The organism is Methylobacterium sp. Gmos1 (assembly GCF_053764715.1).
Map to the genome: position 1 here is coordinate 105,939 of NZ_JBSNCC010000008.1, position 19,725 is coordinate 125,663.

Here is a 19,725-nt window from a genome sequence, read left to right on the forward strand (position 1 = left end):
CAAATTGCTGCGACATGCATACCTGCCAGCCGCCAGGAGTGCCCCGTGCAGCTCGACCTCACCGATAAGACCGCCCTGATCACCGGCGCCTCGAAGGGCATCGGCCTCGCCGTCGCCCGGACCTTCGCCGCCGAAGGCTGCCACCTGCATCTGGCCGCCCGCAACGGCGCGGCGATGGAGGAGGCCAAGCGCGAACTGGAGGCCGAGTACGGCGTGCGCGTCACCGTCCACGCCCTCGACCTGTCGAGCACCGCCGCGATGGAACGGCTCGCCGCGGCGGCCGGCGACATCGACATCCTGGTCAACAATGCCGGCGACATCCCGGCCGGCTCGATCGAGATCTTGGAGGAGGCCGACTGGCGCCGGGGCTTCGACCTCAAGGTGTTCGGCTACATCACGCTGTCGCGGCTGTACTATCCGCGCCTGAAGGGCCGCGGCGGGGTGATCGTCAACGTCATCGGCAATTCGGGCGAGAACTGGGACGCGAGCTACATCGCGGGCTCGACCGGCAACGCCGCGCTGATGTCCTTCACCAAGGCGCTCGGCGGGCGCAGCCTCGACCAAGGCGTGCGGGTGGTCGCGGTCAATCCCGGCCCGGTCGCCACCGACCGCATGCTCAAGATCATGAAGCGCAAGGCGATCGACATGCTCGGCGACGAGGCGCGTTGGCAGGAACTGTTCGACAAGTATCCGGGCAAGCGCCCCGCCACGTCGGAGGAGGTCGCCGACCTCTGCGCCTTCCTGGCCTCGCCGCGCGCCGGCTACATCACCGGCACCGTCGTCACCATCGACGGCGGGATCGCCTCGCGCGGCTCGGTGATCTGATGGCCTCTCCCGCCCTCACCCGCAACCGCTACTTCGACGCGCTCTCGGCGACGCCGGACCTGATCTGGCTCGGCCAGAACACCAACCACGTCGAGGCGCACCCGACTGTTCGCGCCGCGATGATCCGGGCGATTGGGGAGAACGCCTTCAACGCCTACGCCCCGCCGCTCGGCTTCGAATCCCTGCGGTCCGCGATCACCGCCGATCTCGGCACGCCGGGAGCCGAGGCGCTGGTGACCGAGGGCGGCGTCAACGCGCTGGCGATGGTCTGCCGCGCCCGCTGCCGGCCCGGCACCACCTTCGTCACCACCGACCCGACCTGGAAATGGCCGTGCCTATTCGCCGAGCAAGCCGGCGCCACGGTGATCGAGATCCCGATCTACGATCCCGCCTGCGGGTACCGTCTCACCCCGGAGGCCCTGCGCGCCAACGTCGACGAGCTCACGGCGATCATCTATCTCGTCGATCCCAACAACCCGCTCGGCATCCGCTACACGCGCGCCGAGATCGAGGCCTTCGCGGGAATCGCGCGGGATTGCGGCGCGCTCCTCGTCCACGACTGCACCTATCGCGACTTCGCCGACGACCATTACCCCGCGCTCCTCGCCGATCCGGAGAACGCGGTCGTCTCGCTGAGCTTCTCGAAGTGGCTCGGGCTTGCGGGGTTGCGCATCGGGGCGCTCGTCGCCTCGCCCGCCCTGTTCGAGGAGATGGCGGCGCGCACCACCAGCGTGCTCGGCGCCAGCGTGATCGCGCAGCGCGCCGCCGAGGCCGGGCTCGCGGTCAAGCCCGAGTGGATGGCGCAGGTCCGCCGCATCGACCGGGCCAACAAGGCGATGATCGCCGAGGCCGCGGGGCGGATCGAGGGGCTGGCGCTGCCGGTCTTCCCCTCGCACGGCAACTTCCTGGTGCTGGAGACGATCGGTGCCGGCATCCGGCCCGAGGCCCTGGTCGAGTGCTACCGCCGCCGCGGCATCATGATCCGCCAGGGCACCTACCACACCGCCCGCTTCGGCGACCGCTTCGTCAAGGTCTCGACCTCGGTGCCGACGCCGTGGGTCGAGCGGTTCTGCGACCTGCTGCCGGCGCTGGCGGAGGAAGCGCGCATGCTGAACGACCTGCCGGCGCAGTTCTGAGGTCCCCCTCCGCTCCCGGTTCTCCAGCGGCTTCGGTTCGTCCAGTCATCATACGGTCCAGCCCAGGACAGGCACCCATGACGATCACCACCAAGGACGGCGTCCAGCTCCACGTCGAAGAGGCAGGAGAGGGCACACCGATCCTGTTCATCCACGAATTCGGCGGCAACCACGCGAGCTGGGAGCCGCAGCTGCAGTATTTCAGCCGGCGCCACCGCTGCATCACCTACGCGGCCCGCGGATACCCGCCGTCCGACGTGCCGGAGAGCCTCGACGCCTATTCGCAAGCCATTGCCGCCGACGACGCGGTCGCGGTGCTCGACGGTCTCGGGATCGACAAGGCGCATATCGTCGGACTGTCGATGGGCGGGTTCTGCACGGTCCATGTCGGACTGCGCTACCCCGAGCGCGCCCTTTCGCTAACGGTGGCGGGGGCCGGCTACGGCTGCGAGAAGGAGTTCGAGGACTACTTCCGCGGCGTCTCCCTCGAGGTGGCCGACAACTTCGAGACGCAGGGCGCGAGGGAATTCGCGAAGATCTACGCGCTCGGCGCCAGCCGGGTGCAGTTCCAGAACAAGGATCCCCGCGGCTGGCAGGTCTTCGCCGACCGCCTCGCCACCCACTCGGACAAGGGCGCGGCGATGACCATGCGCGGCGTCCAGGCCCGCCGGCCATCCTTCTACGACCTCGAGGACGAACTGAAGCGGATGGCGGTGCCGACCCTGGTGATGGTCGGCGACGAGGACGACCACTGCTTGCAACCCGGCATCTTCCTGAAGAAGACGATCCCCGCCTGCGGCCTCTCGGTCTTCCCCAAGACCGGCCATACCCTGAACCTCGAGGAGCCGGCCGCCTTCAACGCCCTCGTCTCCGAATTCCTCGCCCAGGTCGAGGCCGGACGCTGGCTGCCCCGCGACCCGCGGGCGCTGCCCGGCCAGATCATGCGGACGCGCTGAAGCGATGCCCGCACCCGAGTCCGACCGGCTCTGGCGCCGGCTGATGGCGCTGTCCGAGATCGGCGCCATCGCAGGGAGTGGCGTCGACCGCCAGGCCCTCACCGAGGGCGAGGCCGAAGCATGGCGGCGCGTCATCGGCTGGGGGCGCGAGGCCGGGCTGCACCCGGCGACCGACTCGGCCGGCAACCTGTTCCTGGTTCTGCCCGGCCGCGACCGGGCGGCGGCGCCGGTTCTGCTCGGCAGCCATCTCGACACCCAGCCGACCGGCGGGCGCTTCGACGGGGCGGCCGGCGTGCTCGCCGCCCTCGACGCCGTCGCCGATCTCGCCGCGAGCGGCTGGGTTCCGGCGCGCGACTGCGTCGTCGTCGCCTGGATGAACGAGGAGGGCAGCCGCTTCGCTCCCGGCATGATGGGCTCGGAGGCGTTCTGCGGGGTGCGGGATCTCGCGGCGATCCGGGCCGTGCGGGACGCGGACGGCATCAGCGTCGGCGACGCCCTCGACCGCTTCCTCGCGGGCTTCCCCGATCTGCCGCGCCGGCCCCTCGGCGGACCGGTCGGGGCCTATCTCGAACTGCACATCGAGCAGGGCCCGGTGCTGGAGGCGGCGGGCATCCCCGTCGGGATCGTCACCGGCATCCAGGGCAAGATGACCTTTTCGGTGTGTCTCTCCGGCGCTGAGGGCCATGCCGGCACCCTGGCCATGGCGGAGCGCCGCGACGCGGTGGCGGCCTTCGCGCGCTGCGCGGCGGCGCTCCACCGCGAGGTCGGCGGCCTCGATCCGGACATCAAGTTCACCATCGGGCGGGTGCAGGTGGCGCCGAACGCTCCGTCCGTGGTGGCCGGGGAGGTCCGCTTCAGCATCGACCTGCGCCATCCCGACAATGCGGTGCTCGACGAAGCCGGCGCCCGCGTCGCGCCGCTGTGCCGTGACGAGGCCGGCCCCTGCCTCGTCACGGTGACGCCGCTCGTCGACGCGCCCTCGAACGTGTTCGATCCCGGCTTGCGGGAGCGGATCGGGCGGGCGGCGGCGGATCTCGGCATCCCGGCGATGCCGCTCCTCTCGGCGGCCGGTCACGACGCCCGTCACCTCGCCGGCCTGTGCCCGAGCGCGATGATCTTCGTCCCGTGCCGGGCCGGGATCAGCCACGCTCCGGCCGAATGGACCGAGCCCGACCATCTCGCGGCCGGCGCGGCGGTGCTGGCCCGGGTTCTCGACGACCTCGCCTTCGCCGACGCCCTGCCGCTTCCACCAGGAGATGCCCGATGAGCGAAACCCTCGCACCGATCGAAACCGCGCCGGTCGACATGGCCGACCTGCCGGTCCAGCTGCCGCGGATCCCGGCCGGCCCGGCCGAGGCGCGGGCGCGCTACTTCAATTCCGGCAACGCCTTCAACATCAAGCTGCCGCCGGTGCCGGGCCAGGTGTTCACCGACGAGGCCGCCCGGGCGCTCGCCCCGGATGCGCCGACGGGGGTCATCGCCTGCGACCAGGCCGACGCGATGGCCTGCCCGTTTCCGGCGACGACGCCCCTCATGCTCGCCCGCTACGCCACGATCGCCGCGGGCGCACGCCTCTCCTGCGATCTCGCGGCGACCGGCTCGATCTGGTTCGTCATCGCTGGCGCCGGCGAGACCCGCGCCGGGGCCGAGACCCTGCGCTGGGGGGCCGGCGACGTGATGCTGCTGCCCGGCGGCCCGCTCACCCACGCGGCCGAGAACCGGGCGGTCCTGTGGTGCGTCAGCAACGAGCCGCAGCTCGCCCACGACGCCTCGCGCCCGCCCGCCGCCCCGGTTGCCCCCGTGCACTACCCGGCGGCCGAGATCGAGCGCCAGCTCGCGGTGATCGCCGCGGCCGGCACCAACGCCGCGACCTCGGGCCTCGCGCTCATCTTCTCCTCGGACGGGCTCGAGGCGGCCCGCAACATCCTGCCGACCCTCACCCTGTCGCTGAACACCCTGCCGCCGGGCACGCACCAGCGGGCGCATCGCCACAACTCGGCGGCGGTGACCCTCGCGATCGCGGGCGAGCGCTGCTTCTCCACCGTCGACGGCGCCCGCTGCGACTGGACGCCGTGGGCGACCCTGGTGACGCCCCCGGGCGCACCCCACTCGCACCACAACGAGGGCGGGACCCGCGCCCGCTTCCTGATCGTGCAGGATGGCGGCCTGCACTACCACGCCCGCACGATGGGCTTCGCGTTCCTGGAGTGAGCGGGTCGCAGGGCGCCCGAGCGGTCCAGGGCTGCCCGGGGGGGGGGTCAGTCGCGGCGGCCCGTCGGCACGCGAGGCCGGTCGGGACGCGCCTTGTCGAAGGTCGCGACGCGATCGCACTCACCGGAGCGCGACAAGCGGCTGCGGGCTCATCGAGGTCGCCCCGGATCGGCGGGGCGCTCCTCCTCGCTGTCGGGCTGGCGTGCCGGATGGGCGGTCACGAAGGCAGGATGGCGCTCGGCGAGCGCGGCGGCGCGCGCGATCCTCGGGAACGCCTCCATCGGCACGGCGAAGCGCCGGGCGGCGTAGACCTGGGGCACCAGGTAGACGTCGGCGAGTCCCGGCTCGGTGCCGAAGCAGAAGCCCTCGTCGCCGATCAGCGCCTCGATCGCCGCGAACCCCTCGGCGATCCAGCGCCCGATCCAGGCCCCGACCTCCTCCTCCGACCGCCCGAGGTCGCGCCGCAGGTGGTTGAGCGGGCCGACATTGTGCAGCGGATGGATGTCGCAGCCGATGATCGCCGCCACGGCCCGGACCCGGGCCCGCGCGACCGGATCCGCCGGCAGAAGCGGCGGGTCGGGATGGACTTCTTCCAGGTACTCGATGATCGCCGGGGACTGGATCAGCACGCTGCCGTCGTCGAGGACGAGGCTCGGCACCCGGGCCTGCGGGTTGATCGCGCGGTAGGCGGCACTTCGGTGCTCGCCGCCGTTGCGCACGAGGTGGACCGGGCTCTGGTCCGGGTTCAGGCCCTTCAGCGCCAGCGCGATGCGCAGGCGGTAGGACGAGGTCGAGCGCCAGTAGCCGTAGAGCTTCACGCAGCCGCCTCCAGGATCACCGCCCGGCACTCGCCGAACCCGATCGACGCGAAGCCCTCCCGCACCCCGCGGGCCCGCAGGATCACCTCGTCGCCGTCCTCCAGAAACCGGCGCTCCTCGCCCGAGGCGAGCCGCAACGGCTCTCGTCCGCCCAGCGTCGCCTCGACCATGCTGCCGCAGGCGTCGCGCTCCGGCCCGGAGATGGTGCCCGTCCCGAGGAGGTCGCCCGGCTGCAGGTTGCAGCCGCCGCTGGTGTGGTGGGCCACCATCTGCGCCACCGTCCAGTACATGTGCCGGGCATTCGAGGCCGAGATCTGGTGCGGGGCGAGGCCGGCCTCACGCAGGCCCGGGGTCACCAGCAGCACGTCGAGGCGAAGATCGAGGGCACCGCCGTCCTGGTCGGCCCCGTCGAGGAGGTAGGGCAGGGGGGACGGATCGCCCGCCGGCCGCGCGCCCTGTGCCACGCGGAACGGCGCAAGCGCCTCCGGCGTGACGATCCAGGGCGAGATCGTCGAGGCGAAGTTCTTCGACAGGAACGGGCCGAGGGGCTGGTACTCCCAGGCCTGAATGTCCCGCGCCGACCAGTCGTTGAGCAGGCAGTAGCCGGCGACGTGGTCCTGCGCCCGCCCGACCGGGATCGGCGTGCCGAGGTCGTTGCCGGGGCCGATCCACACCCCGAGCTCCAGCTCGAAGTCGAGGCGGGACGAGGGGCCGAAGCTCGGCACGTCTGCCTCCGGCGCCTTCGCCTGCCCGCGCGGCCGGCGCACCGGCGTGCCGGAGGGTCGGATCGAGGAGGCGCGGCCGTGATAGCCGATCGGCACGTGCTTGTAGTTCGGCAGCAGCGGCTGGTCGGGCCGGAACTGCTTGCCGATGTTCTCGGCGTGGTGGATACCGACGTAGAAGTCGGTGTAGTCGCCGATCCGCGCCGGCATGTGCAGGGTGCAGGAGGCCGCCTCGTGCAGGAGCGGCGCGACCTGGTCGCGCTCAGCCGAGCCCTCGCGCAGCAGCGCCGACAGGCGCGCCCGCAGGGCGCGGCGCGGTTCCGCCCCGAGGGCGAGGAGCCGGTTGAGGGCGCCGCCCTCGGCGGCCTCGACGGCGCGCGCCGCCTCGCCCGAGAGCAGGCCCGCTCCCAGCAGCCCCGGCAGGTCGAGGATGCGGTCGCCGATGGCGACCCCGGCCCGCGGCGCGCCACCGTCGGACGAGAACACCCCGAGCGGCAGGTTCTGGATCGGGAAATCGGGATGCCCGTCGGCCCCCGGCACCCAGGAGCTCAGGGTCGCGTCGTGCGTCGAATCGAGGACCGTCATCAGCGCGCCTCCGGCCGGCTGGGATCGAAATGCTTCGTCAGCTTGCGGCCGTACGAGCCGTACTCCGTCTGCAACGCCGGCGTCTCGGCGGCGAAGCGGCTGACCTTCTGCGGAAACCGCGTCTCGAACATGAAGGCCAGCGTCCCCTCGAGCTTGTGCGGCTTGAGCTCGGCGTTCGAGGCCTTCTCGAACGCGTCGACGTCCGGCCCGTGCGGCAGCAGCGTGTTGTGCAAGGACGCCCCGCCCGGCTGGAAGCCGCCCCCGGTCTTGGCGTCGTAGACCCCGTAGACCAGTCCCATGAACTCGCTCATCACGTTGAGGTGGTACCACGGCGGCCGGAAGGTGTTCTCCGCCACCAGCCAGCGGTCGGAGAAGATCACGAAGTCGATGTTGGCCGTGCCGGGCGTCTCGGAGGGCGAGGTCAGCACCGTGAAGATCGACGGGTCGGCGTGGTCGAACAGGATCGGCCCGACAGGGGAGAACTTTCGGAGGTCGTACTTGTAGGGCGCGTAGTTGCCGTGCCAGGCGACGACGTCGAGGGGTGAGTGGGCGATCTCGGCGGCCCACAACGACCCGCCCCACTTCACCAGCATCGTGCCGGGCGCGTCGCGGTCCTCGTAGGCTGCCACCGGCGTGAGGAAGTCGCGCTGGTTGGCAAGGCAATTGGCGCCGATCGGGCCGCGCTCGGGCAGCGTGAAGGCGCCGCCGTAATTCTCGCAGACGTAGCCCCGGGCAGGGCCGTCGAGGAGTTCGACGCAGATCTTCACGCCGCGGGGAATGACGACGATCTCGCCGGGCTCGACCTCGATCACGCCGAACTCGGTGCGAAAGCGCAGGCGCCCCTGCTGGGGCACCACCAGCATCTCGCCGTCGGCGTTGTAGAAGTACTCGTCCTGCATCGAGCGGGTGGCGAGGTAGAGGTGCGCGCCCATGCCGGCTTGGCTACCGGCATCGCCGGCGGTCGTCATGGTGCGGATGCCCTCGACGAAGGACAGCGGCTCGGTCGGGATCGGGATCGGATCCCAGCGCATCGGCGCCGGCGGCAGGTCGGGGGCTTGCGCCGGTGCGGTGAGCCAGAGGCGGGCATCGACCTTGCGGAACGCCCCCCAGTGCATGACGGTGGGGCGGATGCGGTAGAGCCAGGAGCGCTCGTTGGTGGTGCGAGGCGCGGTAAAGGGTGAGCCGGAGAGCTGTTCCGCGTAGAGGCCGTAGGGGCATTGCTGGGGCGAGTTGCGGCCGACCGGCAGGGCGCCGGGCAGCGCCTCGGTCTCGAAGCCGTTGCCGAACCCCGACAGGTAGCCCGGGTGGATCGGCCGCGCTGCGGGTTCGCCGGCCGAAGCGGGGCGGGTCTGCTGGTTCATGGGGGCAATCTCCCGTGCTGTCGGATGATGTCGTGCGGGCCTGTGGTGTCTCGCGGGCGGGAAGCGTGCAGCCGCTCTCGCGCTCCGCTTCGCCGCGTCAGGAGCGATCGGCGCTCGCCGGGCGCAGGGGGCGCCGGGCGAGCGCGATGGCCTGCGCCAGCAAAGCGGGGTCGCCGACCTCGTGGGCGAGGATCAGCACGAGCCGCGCGTTGAGCGCCGCGCTGTCCTCGTCGCTCAAGCCGTGATGCGCGCGGATCAGGGTCTCGTAGACCTCGTCCGCCCGCCCGGCGAAGCCGTCGCCCTGTCGCAACTGCCCGGTCATCACGCGGCCTCCTGGACGGACGCGCCGGACCGGCCGCTCGCGCGGGCGAGCGCATCGGCCACCTGACCGCCATCAAGATCCGCGAAGCGGGCGGCGACGTGGGCGTCGGGCCGGATCAGGTAGGCTGCCACCGATCCGGCGCCGTAGCGCAAGCCGGCGATGCCTTGCGCATCCCACAGGAGTTCGACCCCCGGCACGGTCGTCGGCCGCGCGGCGACGACGACGCAGCGCAGGCCCGGCGGCAGGTCCGGGAGCCGGACGGGATCGGCTCCGTCCGCGAGGACCAGGAGCGTGAACGACCCGCCGAGCCGGTCCAGCAGCCAGGTGTCGCCGCCGCCCGCGTCGAGGAGCGGGGCATCGATGCAGGGCTCGCCGGGCCGCAATCCCCCGGCTTGCGGGATCCCGTCCGGGGTCTGGAGCGACATCCCGGCGAGGCTGCACGGCCGCGACAGGCGGCCGGCATTGAGGAGGGAGCGGGCGAAGGGCGCCTCCGCGGCGAGAGCCAGCACCCCATCGCGAAAATGCCGCTCGGCCCTGGTCTTCGGGGTCATGAAGTTGGTGGTGCGGCTCGAGTTCAGGATGTTCTCGTCGGCGCCGGCCCCACGTTCCTCGTCGTAGGTGGCGATCAGGCTCTCGGGGGCCTCGCCGCGCAGCACCAGCGCCAGCTTCCAGCACAGGTTGTCGGCGTCCTGGATGCCGCCGTTGCCGCCCCGCGCCCCGAATGGGCTCACCACGTGGGCGCTGTCGCCGACGAACACCACGCGCCCGTGCACGAAGCGCTCCAGCCGCGCGCAGCGGAACGAGTAGACCGAGCACCATTCGAGGGTGACCGGCGTCTCCTCGCCCATCACCGCCCGCACCCGCGGCATCACCCGCTCCGGCTGGCGCTCCGACTCCGGATCGGCCTCGGGGCCGAGCTGGAAGTCGATGCGGAACACGTCGTCGGGCTGGCGGTGCAGGAGCGCGCTCTGGCCGGCATGGAAGGTGGGCTCGAACCAGAACAACCGCTCGGTCGGGAACTCCGCCCGCCTCGCCGGGTCGGCGAGCTTGACGTCGGCGATGAGGAAGCGCTCCTCGAAGCGCTGGCCGGGGAAGGGCAGGCCCATCCGGGTCCGGGTCGGCGAGCGCGCCCCGTCGGCCGCGATCACCCAGTCGGCCTCGATCGTCCTGGCGCCGTCCGGCGTCGCGACGTCGAGGCGCACGCCGTCGGCGCCCTGGACCAGGCCGGTGACCTCGTGGCGCCAGCAGAGTGCGATCAGGTCGGGGAAGTCCGCCGCCCGCTCGATCAGGTATTGCTCGACGGCGTATTGCTGCAGGTTGACGAAGGCCGGGCGGCGATGCCCGCCCTCGGGCAGCAGGTCGAAGCGGTAGAGCTCGCGCGCGCCGTGGAAGACGCGCCCGACGCTCCAGGTCACGCCCTTGTCGACCATCCGCTGCCCGACGCCGAGGCGGTCCCAGATCTCCAGGGTGCGCTTGGCCCAGCAGATCGCCCGGCTGCCGGTCGCGACGGTGTCGTCGTCGTCGAGCACCACCACCGGCACACCGCGGGTCGCGAGATCGATGGCGCAGGTGAGGCCGACCGGTCCGGCGCCGATCACCACGACCGGCCGGCGATCGCCCGGCTCGGGCGAGGGGTTCGAGGCAAAGCGGGGGCGAGGGGTCATGGCGTTTCCTCGGCACGGCGGCGCGCCCGGTTGGCCCGGGCGTCGCTTCGTTGATCGCTCGACGGGGGGCTCAGCCTTCCAGCGCCCGCCACATCTCGATGTCGCGCTCGGCGGTCCAGATCCGCGGAGTGTCGATCCCCTTCGCCTCGTCGTAGGCGCGGCTCACGTCGAACGGCATGCAATGCTCGAAGATGACCCAGTGCCCGTATTTCGGCCGCATCTCGCTCATCGCCCGGGCATAGACCGTCTTCAGATCGTGCCCGGCCGCGACGCCGGCCTTGGCGATGTCGAACAGGTCGCGCAGGAAGGCGCGGGTGCCCTCCAGCCCCTCGCGGATCCGCTCCGGGCTCGTCAGCGCCTCGCCGCGGCCCGGCACCAGGGCCTTGGGCTTCAGGGCCTCCAGGCGGTCTAGGGTGGCGGGCCAGTCGCCGTAATGCGCGTCGCCGCAATAGGGGGTGGCGCCGTACTCGACGAGGTCGCCGGAGAACAGAACCTGTTCCTTCGGCAGCCACGCGATGGTGTCGCCGGCGGTGTGGCCGCGCCCGGCATGGATGATCCGCACCTCGCGCGAGCCGAGCCACAGCGTCATCTCGCCGTGGAAGGTCAGCGTCGGCCAGGTCAGGCCCGGGATCTCCTCGCGGCCGCGGAAGAGCCGCGGAAAGCGCTGGATCTCCGAGTCCATGTCCTGCTGTCCCCGCTCGACGATCATCGCCCGGGCGACGTCGCTGGCGATGACGTTGACCCGGTCGGGATAGCCGGCGACGCCGAGCACCCGCACGGCGTGGTAATGGGTGAGCAGCACGTGGCGGATCGGCTTGTCGGTGACGGCGCGGACGCGGGCCACGAGGTCGCCGGCCATGCGCGGTGTGGCGCGGGCGTCGATCACCAGCACCGAGTCGTCGCCGACCACGATACCGGAATTCGGGTCGCCCTCGGCGGTCAGCGCGTAGACGCCCGGTGCCAGCTCGGAGAAGGTCTCGGTCTTCTCGGCCAGATCGCCCTGGCTGGCGAAACCCTTGCTCATGCGGTCCTCCTCCCTCGTCCGTCCCGCGCCGAAGCGTATCATCCCTCCGGCGATCGGGCAGGCGGCTCGCTGCGGCGTTGCAAAGTGGCGGTCGCCGTGCTTGTTGCGAGTGCAACCATTTATAGACGGTTGCGGTCGCAACCGTCAAGCGGCATGGAGATCGGGTCCCGACGCCGCGGCGCGGTGATCGGGAGGGTGCGAGGTGCAGAGGATGAACCGTCTGGACTTGCTCGGCTTCATGCCGTTCCGGCTCAACCGCCTCGCGACGGAGTTCAGCAACGCCCTGGCGGCCGACTACGCGCGTTTCGGGATCGACATCCCGGAATGGCGGGTTCTGGCGACGCTGGGCATGCACGACGCGCCGCGAAGCGCCAACTACGTCGTGCGCTGCACGCGGACGCACAAATCCCGCATCAGCCGTGCCGTCGGCCAGCTTGCCGAACTCGGCTTCGTCGAGCGCCTGGAGGGCGGCGACGACCGGCGCGAGATCATGCTCCAGCTTACGCCGAGAGGGCGGGAGGTCTACGAGGAGCTGCTGCCGCTCCTGCTCGCGCGCGAGCAGGCGCTCCTGTCGTGCCTCAGCCCGGCGCAGGCCGGTGCGCTGGACGAGATCCTGCTGACCCTCGAGCGGTCGCTCGATCTGGTGACGCATCGCCGGGGAGGTTAGTCCGGCACGCGAGGACCGGCTTTCCCGAAGGGGGAGTCGTCCCGAAGGCCCGGCCGGATCCCCATCCTCCTGGTCAATCCTGCGCCCCGCCGCGCCCCTCCCGCGCGCTCCCGGACCGGACGGCCTCGCTCCCGCCCGGGGTCTTGTTCTGCCGCGGATTTCCGGCGCAAAACGGGTCGCCACGCCTGCGAGCTCGGCTGAGCGAGGAAAGGACCCTCCCGATGGCAAAAGACATCCTCTGCGGCTTCGGCGTCGACGTCGATGCGGTCGCCGGCTGGCTCGGCTCCTACGGCGGCGAGGATTCGCCCGACGACATCTCCCGCGGCCTGTTCGCCGGCGAGGTCGGCTCGCCCCGCCTCCTCAGGATGTTCGACCGCCTCGGCATCAAGACGACCTGGTTCATCCCCGGCCACTCGATCGAGACTTTCCCGAACGAGATGCGCGCGGTCGCCGAGTCCGGCCACGAGATCGGCATCCACGGCTACTCGCACGAGAACCCGATCGAGATGACGCGCGAGCAGGAGATCGAGGTCCTCGACAAGTGCATCGACCTCGTGACCAAGCTCTCGGGCAAGCGGCCGACCGGCTACGTCGCGCCGTGGTGGGAGTTCTCGACGGTCACGAACGAGCTGCTGCTCGAGCGCGGCATCAAGTACGACCACTCGCTGATGCACCACGACCACCAGCCCTACTACGTGCGGGTCGGCGATAGCTGGACCAAGATCGACTACGCGGGGAAGCCGTCCGACTGGATGGTGCCGCTCCGGCGCGGGCAGGAGACCGACCTGATCGAGATCCCGGCCTCCTGGTACCTCGACGACCTGCCGCCGATGATGTTCATCAAGAAGTCGCCGAACAGCCACGGCTTCGTCAATCCGCGCGACATCGAGCAGATGTGGCGCGACCAGTTCGACTGGGTCTACCGCGAATACGACTACGCCGTTTTCCCGATGACGATCCACCCGGACGTGTCGGGCCGGCCCCACGTGCTGATGATGCTGGAGCGGCTGTACCAGTACATGTCGTCGCATCCGGGCGTTCGGTTCGTCACGATGAACGAGATGGCGGACGACTTCGCCCGGCGCTGCCCGCGCAAGCCGTAGCCGGCGATGTGCGCGCTCTGCGGCGTCCTCGGCGGAGCGGAGCACTGGGCCGACGCGCATGCGCGGCCCGGTGCCTTCACCCGCAACACCGACCCCCTCGCGCGCCGCCGGGAGCGCGCCCGCCGGGTCGCGGAGGCCAACCGCATCCTGGCCCTGTTCGGGCTCGGGCTCACCGACTGGCAGGGCACCGCCTTCCGGCTCGCGACCCGCACCGGCAAGGTCGAGCTCGTCGGCGATCTCGGCCATCTCTGGGCCGTGGCCGAGCGACTGCTCGGCCGCCCGCTCGACCCCCTCGATCCGGCGCTGCTGGCGCGGCTGGACGCCCGGCCGTGAGCGCCGGCGGCTCCATGACGGCCGATCCCGGCTTCACGCCCGTGATCCTGCTCACCGGCTTCCTCGGCTCCGGCAAGACCACGCTGCTGTCGCGCCTGCTCCGGGATCCGGCGCTCGGCGACACGGCGGTGCTGATCAACGAGTTCGGCGAGGTCGGCCTCGACCATCACCTGCTCGAGCGCATCGACGAGGAGATGGTGCTGCTCTCCTCCGGCTGCGTCTGCTGCACCGTGCGCGGCGAGCTGGCCGCCGCCCTCAAGGCGCTGCTGTCCCGCAGGGCGCGGGGCGAGGTGCCGCCCTTCCGCCGCATCGTCGTCGAATCGACCGGCCTTGCCGATCCCCTGCCGGTGATCGCCACCCTCACCGCCGACCCGGTGCTGAGGCACCAGGTCCGCATGGGCGCGGTGGTGACCACGCTCGACGCCGTCAACGGCCCCGACCAGCTCGCGCGCCAGCCCGAGAGCGTCGCCCAGGCCGCGATCGCCGACCGCCTCGTGCTCACCAAGACCGATCTCGCCACCCCCGGGCAGGCGGCGGCGGCGGTCGCGGCCGTGCGGGCGCTCAACCCCGACGCCCCGCTCGTGCGCGCCGCGGACGGGACGCTCGACGCCGCCGCCCTGCTCGGCGGGCGCGAGGCCCTGACGACGGTCTCCGAGTGCTTCCGCTGCGTGCCCGCCCCGGTCGGGGACGGGCACGCCGATCGCGTCTCGACCTTCGCGCTCGTGTTCGAGGGGGCGATCGACTGGACGCGGTTCGGCCTGTGGCTGACCATGCTGCTGCACCGCCACGGCGGCGCCGTCCTGCGGGTCAAGGGCTTGCTGAACGTCGCCGGCTCCGACACGCCGGTGGCGATCCACGGCGTGCAGCAGCTCGTCCACGTGCCGACGCATCTCTCGGCCTGGCCCGATCCGGCCGACCGGCGCTCGCGCCTCGTCTTCATCACCCGCGGCCTCGACGCCGGCCTGATCGAGCGTTCGCTGCGGGCCTTCGGGCTGATGCCGGCGGGCGCGCCGCGGGACGCTGCATGAGGGCCTTCGCGGGCGCCTGGCGGCTCGACCGGGTTCAACGCCCCGCCGCACGGTGCCGGGGGCGCGGTCGCAGCCGATCAGCCACGGCGTCGTCGCCCTCTCCGCGCGCCCGTCGGCGTGGCGCAGGCGCGCTCGGCCGCCGCCTCGGCGACATCGGCCAGCGGCAGCACCGGTGCCGTGCCCCGGACGCTCACGCTCCAGACGCGACCGTCACGCAGCAGGCGCGAGGTCACTCCGCGCGCCTGTCCGGCCGTGTCCTCATGAGGGACAGGGGAAGCAGGGCTGCGAGCGCGACCACCGCCATCAGCCACCACGCGCGCTCGTAGGCCGCCAACCGCTCCGCCACCGTGTTCGGCGCGCCGATGACGGCCACGAAGATCGCGACGCCGAGGGCGATCGCGGTCTGCCGGACCATGTTGAGGATTCCTGATCCCGTCGCGAACGACGAGGGCGGCAGCGTTGCGAGCCCGGCGCCCATCAAGGTCGGAACGGTGAGCCCGACCCCGACACCCGACAGCAGCATGCCGACGACGGCGACGGCCATGCTGGGTTCCGGGCCCACCATCGCGGCCCACCAGGCGAAGCAGGCGGCAAAGCACGCGACACCGAGCGCGACCACGGGGGCGGGCCCCAGGCGCGCGATCAAGCGGCCGGCCAGGAACAGGGAGGTCAGCGGCACGATGAATGGTCCGGGCGCGATCGCGAGGCCGGCTTTCAGGCCCGACCAGCCCCAGCCGTCCTGCAGCCACAGGGCGATCGACAGGAGCATCGCGCCGAAGGCGATCGAGAAGGGCACCAGGACCAGGGCCGAGCCGGTGAAGGCCCGGATACGGAAGAGCGACAGGTCGACGAGGGGGTTCGACGAGCGCAGGCAATCGCGCACGAAGAGCCAGAACAGCAACACGGCCGCGCCGAGCGTGAGGGCCAGCGCGCTCGAACGCCACCCCCATTCCGGGAATTGCATGATGCCGTAGGTCAGGATCCCGACCCCGAGCGTCACGAGCAGGGCGCCCCAGATCCGGGGCCGCAGGATCGCGTGGCCCGGGACGGCGGGCAGCTTCCAGGCCCCGATCGCGAGGGCGAGGAGCCCGATCGGCAGGTTGACGAGGAAGATCCAGCGCCAGCTCCAGGCGACGAGGAGGCCGCCGACCACCGGCCCGAGCGCCGCCGCGAAGCCGCCGATGGCGGTCCAGAACCGGACCGCGCCGCCGCGTCCCTCCGGCGGGAAGGTCGCGAGCAGCAGCCCGAGGGAGGTCGGCGTCATCAGCGCGGCGCCCGCGGCCTGGACGAGGCGGAACGCGACCAGCGCCTCGACGCTGGGCGCCGCCGCGCAGGCGGCCGACGCGAAGGTGAACAGCGCGATGCCGGCAAGGAAGCTCCGGTCGCGGCGGTAGCGCTCGGCGAGGCGCCCGAAGAAGACCAGGAGGGCGGCGTAGACGATGGCGTAGCCGTTCAGGATCCAGGACAGCCGGTCGAGGCCGCTCCCGGCGAAGTCGCGCGCGATGTCGGGCAGGGCGACGTTGACGATGAACAAGTCGAGGTTGGCCAGGACGATGCCGAGGCTGACGATCGCCAGCACCTGGTTGGGCCGGACCGGACGTCCCACCCCGTCGACCCGGACGGTCAGGGAGGCTTCGGGGCGGTCCGGTATCCGATCATCCGGTGCGAGGGGCTGGGCGCTCACGATCTATCTCCTGATACAGAACAGGGTATGTTTTGTTTTCGGCGCGAGTGCGGTCCGGTACCCCGGGAGGTATCAGTTCGGCGGCGGGACCTGCCGCACGAGGGCGGCGAGCGAGGTCCGGCGCAGCACGCCTGCGACGGCGTCGTCGGCGGCCTGGAACAACGGCGGCAGCGCGCGGGTCACCGTCGCCTGTACCGGGCAGCGGGGGTTGCCGCGCGCGCGCAGCGCGAACAAGGCCGCGTCGGGTTCGACCGCGCGATGGATGTCATCCAGCGAGATGTCGTCCGGCGCACGGGCGAGTTCGACCCCGCCGTTGCGCCCGGGCCGCAACCGAACGAGGCCGCCACGTTCGAGGGCCTTGAGAATGCGCCGCACCACGACCGGATTCGTGTCGAGGCTCTTCGCGAGCATCTCCGCGTTCGCGTCCTCGGCGCCGCGCCATGCGACGACGCAGAGCGCTTGGGTGGCGCATGCAAGGAGGCTGTTTGCTGCCATAACAGAACTATGGCAGTTCTGTTTTTGGGAATCAAGGTGGTGTGCCGCGACCGGGAGCCTCGGCTCGGCGGTGATCCCGCGGCGACCACTGTCGCCATGAGTCGCCCGGTCTCGCGGGGAAACCGGAGGCGCGCGGTCCTCAGCCCGCCTTGAACTGGCGCGCCAGGGCCTCGGTGCCCCGGGCGAGCACGCCGACGTCGATGGCCACCGCCGTGAAGGTGGTGCCGATCGCGATGCAGTTCTTCGCGAAGGCGGTGTCGGGGGTCAGGATGCCGGCGGGCTTGCCCGACGCCCGGATGCGGCGGACCGCGTCCTCGACGGCTGCGACCACCTCCGGGTGGCCGGGCTCGCCGACATGGCCGAGGCTTGCCGCGAGATCCGCCGGCCCGACGAAGACGCCGTCGACACCCTCGACCGCGCAGATCTCCTCCAGCCAGTCGAGCGCCTCCCGCGTCTCGACCTGCACCAGCAGGCAGATCTCCTCGGAGGCGCGCCGGGCGTAGCCCGGGACCCGCCCGAACCGCGTCGCGCGGGTGAGACCCGATACGCCGCGCACGCCCTCAGGGGGATAGCGCGTCGCCGCAACCGCAGCGCGTGCCTCGTCGGCGTCCTGGACGTAGGGGATCAGCAGGGTCTGGGCGCCGAGATCGAGGAAGCGCTTGATCAGCACCGTGTCGTTGGCGGCGGGGCGCACCACCGCCGAGACGTCGTAGGGCGCTACCGCCTGGAGCTGCGCCAGCACAGTGAGCGGATCGCCCGGCGAGTGCTCGGTGTCGAACAAGAGCCAGTCGTAGCCCGACCCCGCCACGGCTTCCGCCGCGTAGGAGCCCGGCAGGCTGCACCACAGGCCGATCTGCTGGCGGCCCTCGCGCAAAGCGCGCTTGAAGCGGTTCTCGATCATCGCCCGCCTCAGACGAAGGAGACGCCGATGGCGCCGAGCGGGCCGTAATCGGCCTGGATCACGTCCCCGCGCTTGATGTCGACGGGGCGGGTGAACGAGCCGCCGAGTACGATCTGCCCCTTCTTGAGCCCCGCATCGACCGCCGCGAGCTTGTTGACGAGCCACGCGATGCCGGCAGCCGGGTGGCCCATGATGGCGGCGGACACGCCCGATTCCTCGATGATGCCGTTCTGCGACAGGGTCGCGCCGATCCAGCGCACGTCGACGTCGAAGGGCCGGATCGTGCGGCCGCCGACCACGATGGCGCCGAAGGCGGCGTTGTCGGCGATGGTGTCAACGATCGCCCGCGGCACCTCGGTGCGGTAATCGATGATCTCGAGCGCCGGCACCACGAACTCGGTCGCCCGCATCACGTCGTAGATGCGGCAGCTCGGCCCCGACAGGTCCTCGCCCATGATGAAGGCGAGCTCGACCTCGAGCCGCGGCTTGATGAACAGGTCGGTGCGGATCTGGGCGCCGTCGTTGAACAGCGCATCGTCGAGGATGCGGCCGTAATCCGGCTCGGTCATCTTCGAGGCCATCTGCATGGCGCGCGAGGTCAGGCCGATCTTGTGGCCGGCGAGCCGCGCGCCGGCGGCGATCCGCGCCTCGGCCCAGAGATCCTGGACCCGGTAGGCGTCCGCGATCTCCATGCCCGGAAAGGTCTTCGAGAGCTGCGGGCAGGGCACGCGCTCGCGCTCGGCCTTGAGGATGGCCTCGGCGGCCTTGCGGTGATCGTCGTCGCTCAGCACGGCGGTGTCCTCCAGGATTTCACTTGATCGGCGGGCGCGGCAGCACGGCCTCGCCGGGCTCCATGACGTAGGTGTAGTCGAGGGCGTACCAGGGCGCCGGCACGTCCGGGGCGTCGGGATGCGGCTCGTCGTGACGGACGAAGTCGCCGACAAGCGCCTTGGTCACCCCGAACTGCACGTCGGAATCGATGTGCGGGTCGTTGGCGTCGTAGACCTGCGAGATCAGCACCTTGAAGCCCGGCTTGTAGATCAGGGCGTGCAGGTGGGCCGGGCGCATCGGGTGGCGTCCTTGAGCGGCGAGCAGCCGCCCGACGACCCCGTCGGTGGGGATGGGGTAGCCGATCATCATCACCGACCGGAACCAGAACCGGCCGTCGGCATCGGTGGTGAACTTGCCGCGCAGGTTCATCTCGGCCTGCTCGGGATCCTGGTTCTCGTAGAGGCCGACCGGCGAGGCGTGCCAGACGTCGACCTCGGCGCCTGCGATCGGCCGCCCCTCGCCGTCGATCACCCGGGCGTTGACGAAGAGCGGAGCGCCGGGCGTGTCGGAGCGCACGATCGTGCCGCCATTCTCGACCCGCGGCGCGTTGAGGCGCCAGAACGGCCCGAGCAGCGACTGCGAGGTTTCGGTGTTGCCGTGGTCGCCGTTGTTGAGGAGGCACACGAGGGAGGACACGCCGACGGAGCCGGCCATCAGCACGAACTCGTTGTGGGTGTCGGAGGCGAGCGCGCCGATCTCGTTGAGGATCGCGGTGGCGTCGCGGAACTCGGCCTCGGTGAGGCGCACGTCGCGCACGAAGCCGTGCAGGTGGGTGATGAGCGAGGTCATGATCTCGCGCAGGCGCGGGTCGCGGGTCCGTCCCATGACCTCCAGAACGGCCGGCGTCACGTCCTGCTGGCGCTCGATGCGCATGGCTCTCGCCTCCCTAGCTCCGCGCTCTGGTCCCATATCATCGATTATTCGTCAACAAGCAATTTCGCTGGACGATCTAGACTTGCCCCTCCGGGCGGAGCGAGCCTTGCCGGACGCCTCGGCCGAGCCCCGTATCCGGCGCGGCTCGCCTGTCACGGGGCGCACCGCGTATCGGTAACAGTCTGT

Annotated in this window: 20 protein-coding genes; 9 read left to right on the forward strand and 11 right to left on the reverse strand. The window is 71.5% G+C overall.

Annotated features, from left to right (window positions below; translation table 11 throughout):
- Window positions 1–45 precede the first annotated feature (45 nt).
- The 5 genes from ACS5PV_RS17325 to ACS5PV_RS17345 all read left to right on the forward strand — a co-directional run bounded on the left by ACS5PV_RS17325 (window position 46) and on the right by ACS5PV_RS17345 (window position 5,128).
- On the forward strand, window positions 46–825 hold the full coding sequence (locus tag ACS5PV_RS17325) for an SDR family oxidoreductase (protein WP_455396583.1): 780 nt from the start codon (window positions 46–48) through the stop codon (window positions 823–825).
- Window positions 825–1,961 (forward strand): pyridoxal phosphate-dependent aminotransferase, encoded by a 1,137-nt coding sequence (locus ACS5PV_RS17330; RefSeq protein ID WP_455396584.1) that lies wholly within the window; start codon window positions 825–827, stop codon window positions 1,959–1,961. Before ACS5PV_RS17325 ends, ACS5PV_RS17330 begins: the two co-directional genes overlap by 1 nt.
- Window positions 1,962–2,038: 77 nt before the next feature.
- Window positions 2,039–2,917 (forward strand): alpha/beta fold hydrolase, encoded by an 879-nt coding sequence (locus ACS5PV_RS17335; protein WP_455396585.1) that lies wholly within the window; start codon window positions 2,039–2,041, stop codon window positions 2,915–2,917.
- Window positions 2,918–2,921: 4 nt separating this feature from the next.
- Window positions 2,922–4,184 carry a hydantoinase/carbamoylase family amidase gene (locus ACS5PV_RS17340; RefSeq protein ID WP_455396586.1) on the forward strand — a complete coding sequence of 421 codons (1,263 nt, stop codon included), beginning with the start codon at window positions 2,922–2,924 and terminating at the stop codon, window positions 4,182–4,184.
- Window positions 4,181–5,128, forward strand: a complete 948-nt coding sequence (locus tag ACS5PV_RS17345; RefSeq protein ID WP_455396587.1) for a cupin domain-containing protein — start codon at window positions 4,181–4,183, stop codon at window positions 5,126–5,128. Before ACS5PV_RS17340 ends, ACS5PV_RS17345 begins: the two co-directional genes overlap by 4 nt.
- A 149-nt stretch (window positions 5,129–5,277) precedes the next feature.
- Here the strand turns inward: ACS5PV_RS17345 and maiA are convergent, their stop codons facing one another.
- From maiA to ACS5PV_RS17375, 6 genes are all read right to left on the reverse strand, one after another.
- Window positions 5,278–5,946: a maleylacetoacetate isomerase gene (gene maiA / locus ACS5PV_RS17350; RefSeq protein ID WP_455396588.1), complete on the reverse strand. Its 669-nt coding sequence runs from the start codon at window positions 5,944–5,946 to the stop codon at window positions 5,278–5,280.
- Entirely contained in the window at window positions 5,943–7,253 is a 1,311-nt protein-coding gene (gene fahA / locus ACS5PV_RS17355; protein ID WP_455396589.1) for a fumarylacetoacetase, read from the reverse strand. Before fahA ends, maiA begins: the two co-directional genes overlap by 4 nt.
- Complete coding sequence (gene hmgA, locus ACS5PV_RS17360) at window positions 7,253–8,614, reverse strand: homogentisate 1,2-dioxygenase (RefSeq protein ID WP_455396590.1); 1,362 nt, start codon at window positions 8,612–8,614, stop codon at window positions 7,253–7,255. The genes fahA and hmgA overlap by 1 nt, the downstream gene beginning before the upstream one ends.
- Window positions 8,615–8,711: 97 nt before the next feature.
- On the reverse strand, window positions 8,712–8,936 hold the full coding sequence (locus ACS5PV_RS17365; RefSeq protein WP_455396591.1) for a DUF2783 domain-containing protein: 225 nt from the start codon (window positions 8,934–8,936) through the stop codon (window positions 8,712–8,714).
- Window positions 8,936–10,600, reverse strand: coding sequence for an FAD-dependent oxidoreductase (locus ACS5PV_RS17370; protein ID WP_455396592.1), 1,665 nt, complete (start codon window positions 10,598–10,600; stop codon window positions 8,936–8,938). Before ACS5PV_RS17370 ends, ACS5PV_RS17365 begins: the two co-directional genes overlap by 1 nt.
- 70 nt (window positions 10,601–10,670) lie before the next feature.
- Window positions 10,671–11,624 (reverse strand): MBL fold metallo-hydrolase, encoded by a 954-nt coding sequence (locus ACS5PV_RS17375; protein WP_455396593.1) that lies wholly within the window; start codon window positions 11,622–11,624, stop codon window positions 10,671–10,673.
- A 211-nt stretch (window positions 11,625–11,835) separates the two neighbouring features.
- On the opposite strand from ACS5PV_RS17375, the gene ACS5PV_RS17380 reads away from it, so the two are divergent.
- The 4 genes from ACS5PV_RS17380 to ACS5PV_RS17395 all read left to right on the forward strand — a co-directional run bounded on the left by ACS5PV_RS17380 (window position 11,836) and on the right by ACS5PV_RS17395 (window position 14,755).
- On the forward strand, window positions 11,836–12,291 hold the full coding sequence (locus ACS5PV_RS17380) for a MarR family winged helix-turn-helix transcriptional regulator (RefSeq protein WP_455396714.1): 456 nt from the start codon (window positions 11,836–11,838) through the stop codon (window positions 12,289–12,291).
- A gap of 221 nt (window positions 12,292–12,512) precedes the next feature.
- Window positions 12,513–13,394 (forward strand): polysaccharide deacetylase family protein, encoded by an 882-nt coding sequence (locus ACS5PV_RS17385; RefSeq protein ID WP_455396594.1) that lies wholly within the window; start codon window positions 12,513–12,515, stop codon window positions 13,392–13,394.
- A gap of 6 nt (window positions 13,395–13,400) precedes the next feature.
- Window positions 13,401–13,727: a hypothetical protein gene (locus tag ACS5PV_RS17390; RefSeq protein ID WP_455396595.1), complete on the forward strand. Its 327-nt coding sequence runs from the start codon at window positions 13,401–13,403 to the stop codon at window positions 13,725–13,727.
- A 14-nt stretch (window positions 13,728–13,741) separates the two neighbouring features.
- On the forward strand, window positions 13,742–14,755 hold the full coding sequence (locus ACS5PV_RS17395; RefSeq protein WP_455396596.1) for a CobW family GTP-binding protein: 1,014 nt from the start codon (window positions 13,742–13,744) through the stop codon (window positions 14,753–14,755).
- Between the two features lie 229 nt (window positions 14,756–14,984).
- On the opposite strand, the gene ACS5PV_RS17400 is transcribed toward ACS5PV_RS17395, so the two are convergent.
- The 5 genes from ACS5PV_RS17400 to ACS5PV_RS17420 all read right to left on the reverse strand — a co-directional run bounded on the left by ACS5PV_RS17400 (window position 14,985) and on the right by ACS5PV_RS17420 (window position 19,539).
- Window positions 14,985–16,439 carry a DHA2 family efflux MFS transporter permease subunit gene (locus ACS5PV_RS17400; protein ID WP_455396597.1) on the reverse strand — a complete coding sequence of 485 codons (1,455 nt, stop codon included), beginning with the start codon at window positions 16,437–16,439 and terminating at the stop codon, window positions 14,985–14,987.
- 72 nt (window positions 16,440–16,511) lie between these two features.
- Window positions 16,512–16,934: an Rrf2 family transcriptional regulator gene (locus ACS5PV_RS17405; protein WP_455396598.1), complete on the reverse strand. Its 423-nt coding sequence runs from the start codon at window positions 16,932–16,934 to the stop codon at window positions 16,512–16,514.
- 139 nt (window positions 16,935–17,073) lie between these two features.
- Entirely contained in the window at window positions 17,074–17,835 is a 762-nt protein-coding gene (gene hpaI / locus ACS5PV_RS17410; protein WP_455396599.1) for a 4-hydroxy-2-oxoheptanedioate aldolase, read from the reverse strand.
- An 8-nt stretch (window positions 17,836–17,843) separates the two neighbouring features.
- Entirely contained in the window at window positions 17,844–18,626 is a 783-nt protein-coding gene (gene hpaH / locus ACS5PV_RS17415) for a 2-oxo-hept-4-ene-1,7-dioate hydratase (RefSeq protein ID WP_455396600.1), read from the reverse strand.
- Window positions 18,627–18,645: 19 nt separating this feature from the next.
- Window positions 18,646–19,539 carry a dioxygenase family protein gene (locus ACS5PV_RS17420; RefSeq protein ID WP_455396601.1) on the reverse strand — a complete coding sequence of 298 codons (894 nt, stop codon included), beginning with the start codon at window positions 19,537–19,539 and terminating at the stop codon, window positions 18,646–18,648.
- Window positions 19,540–19,725: the final 186 nt, after the last annotated feature.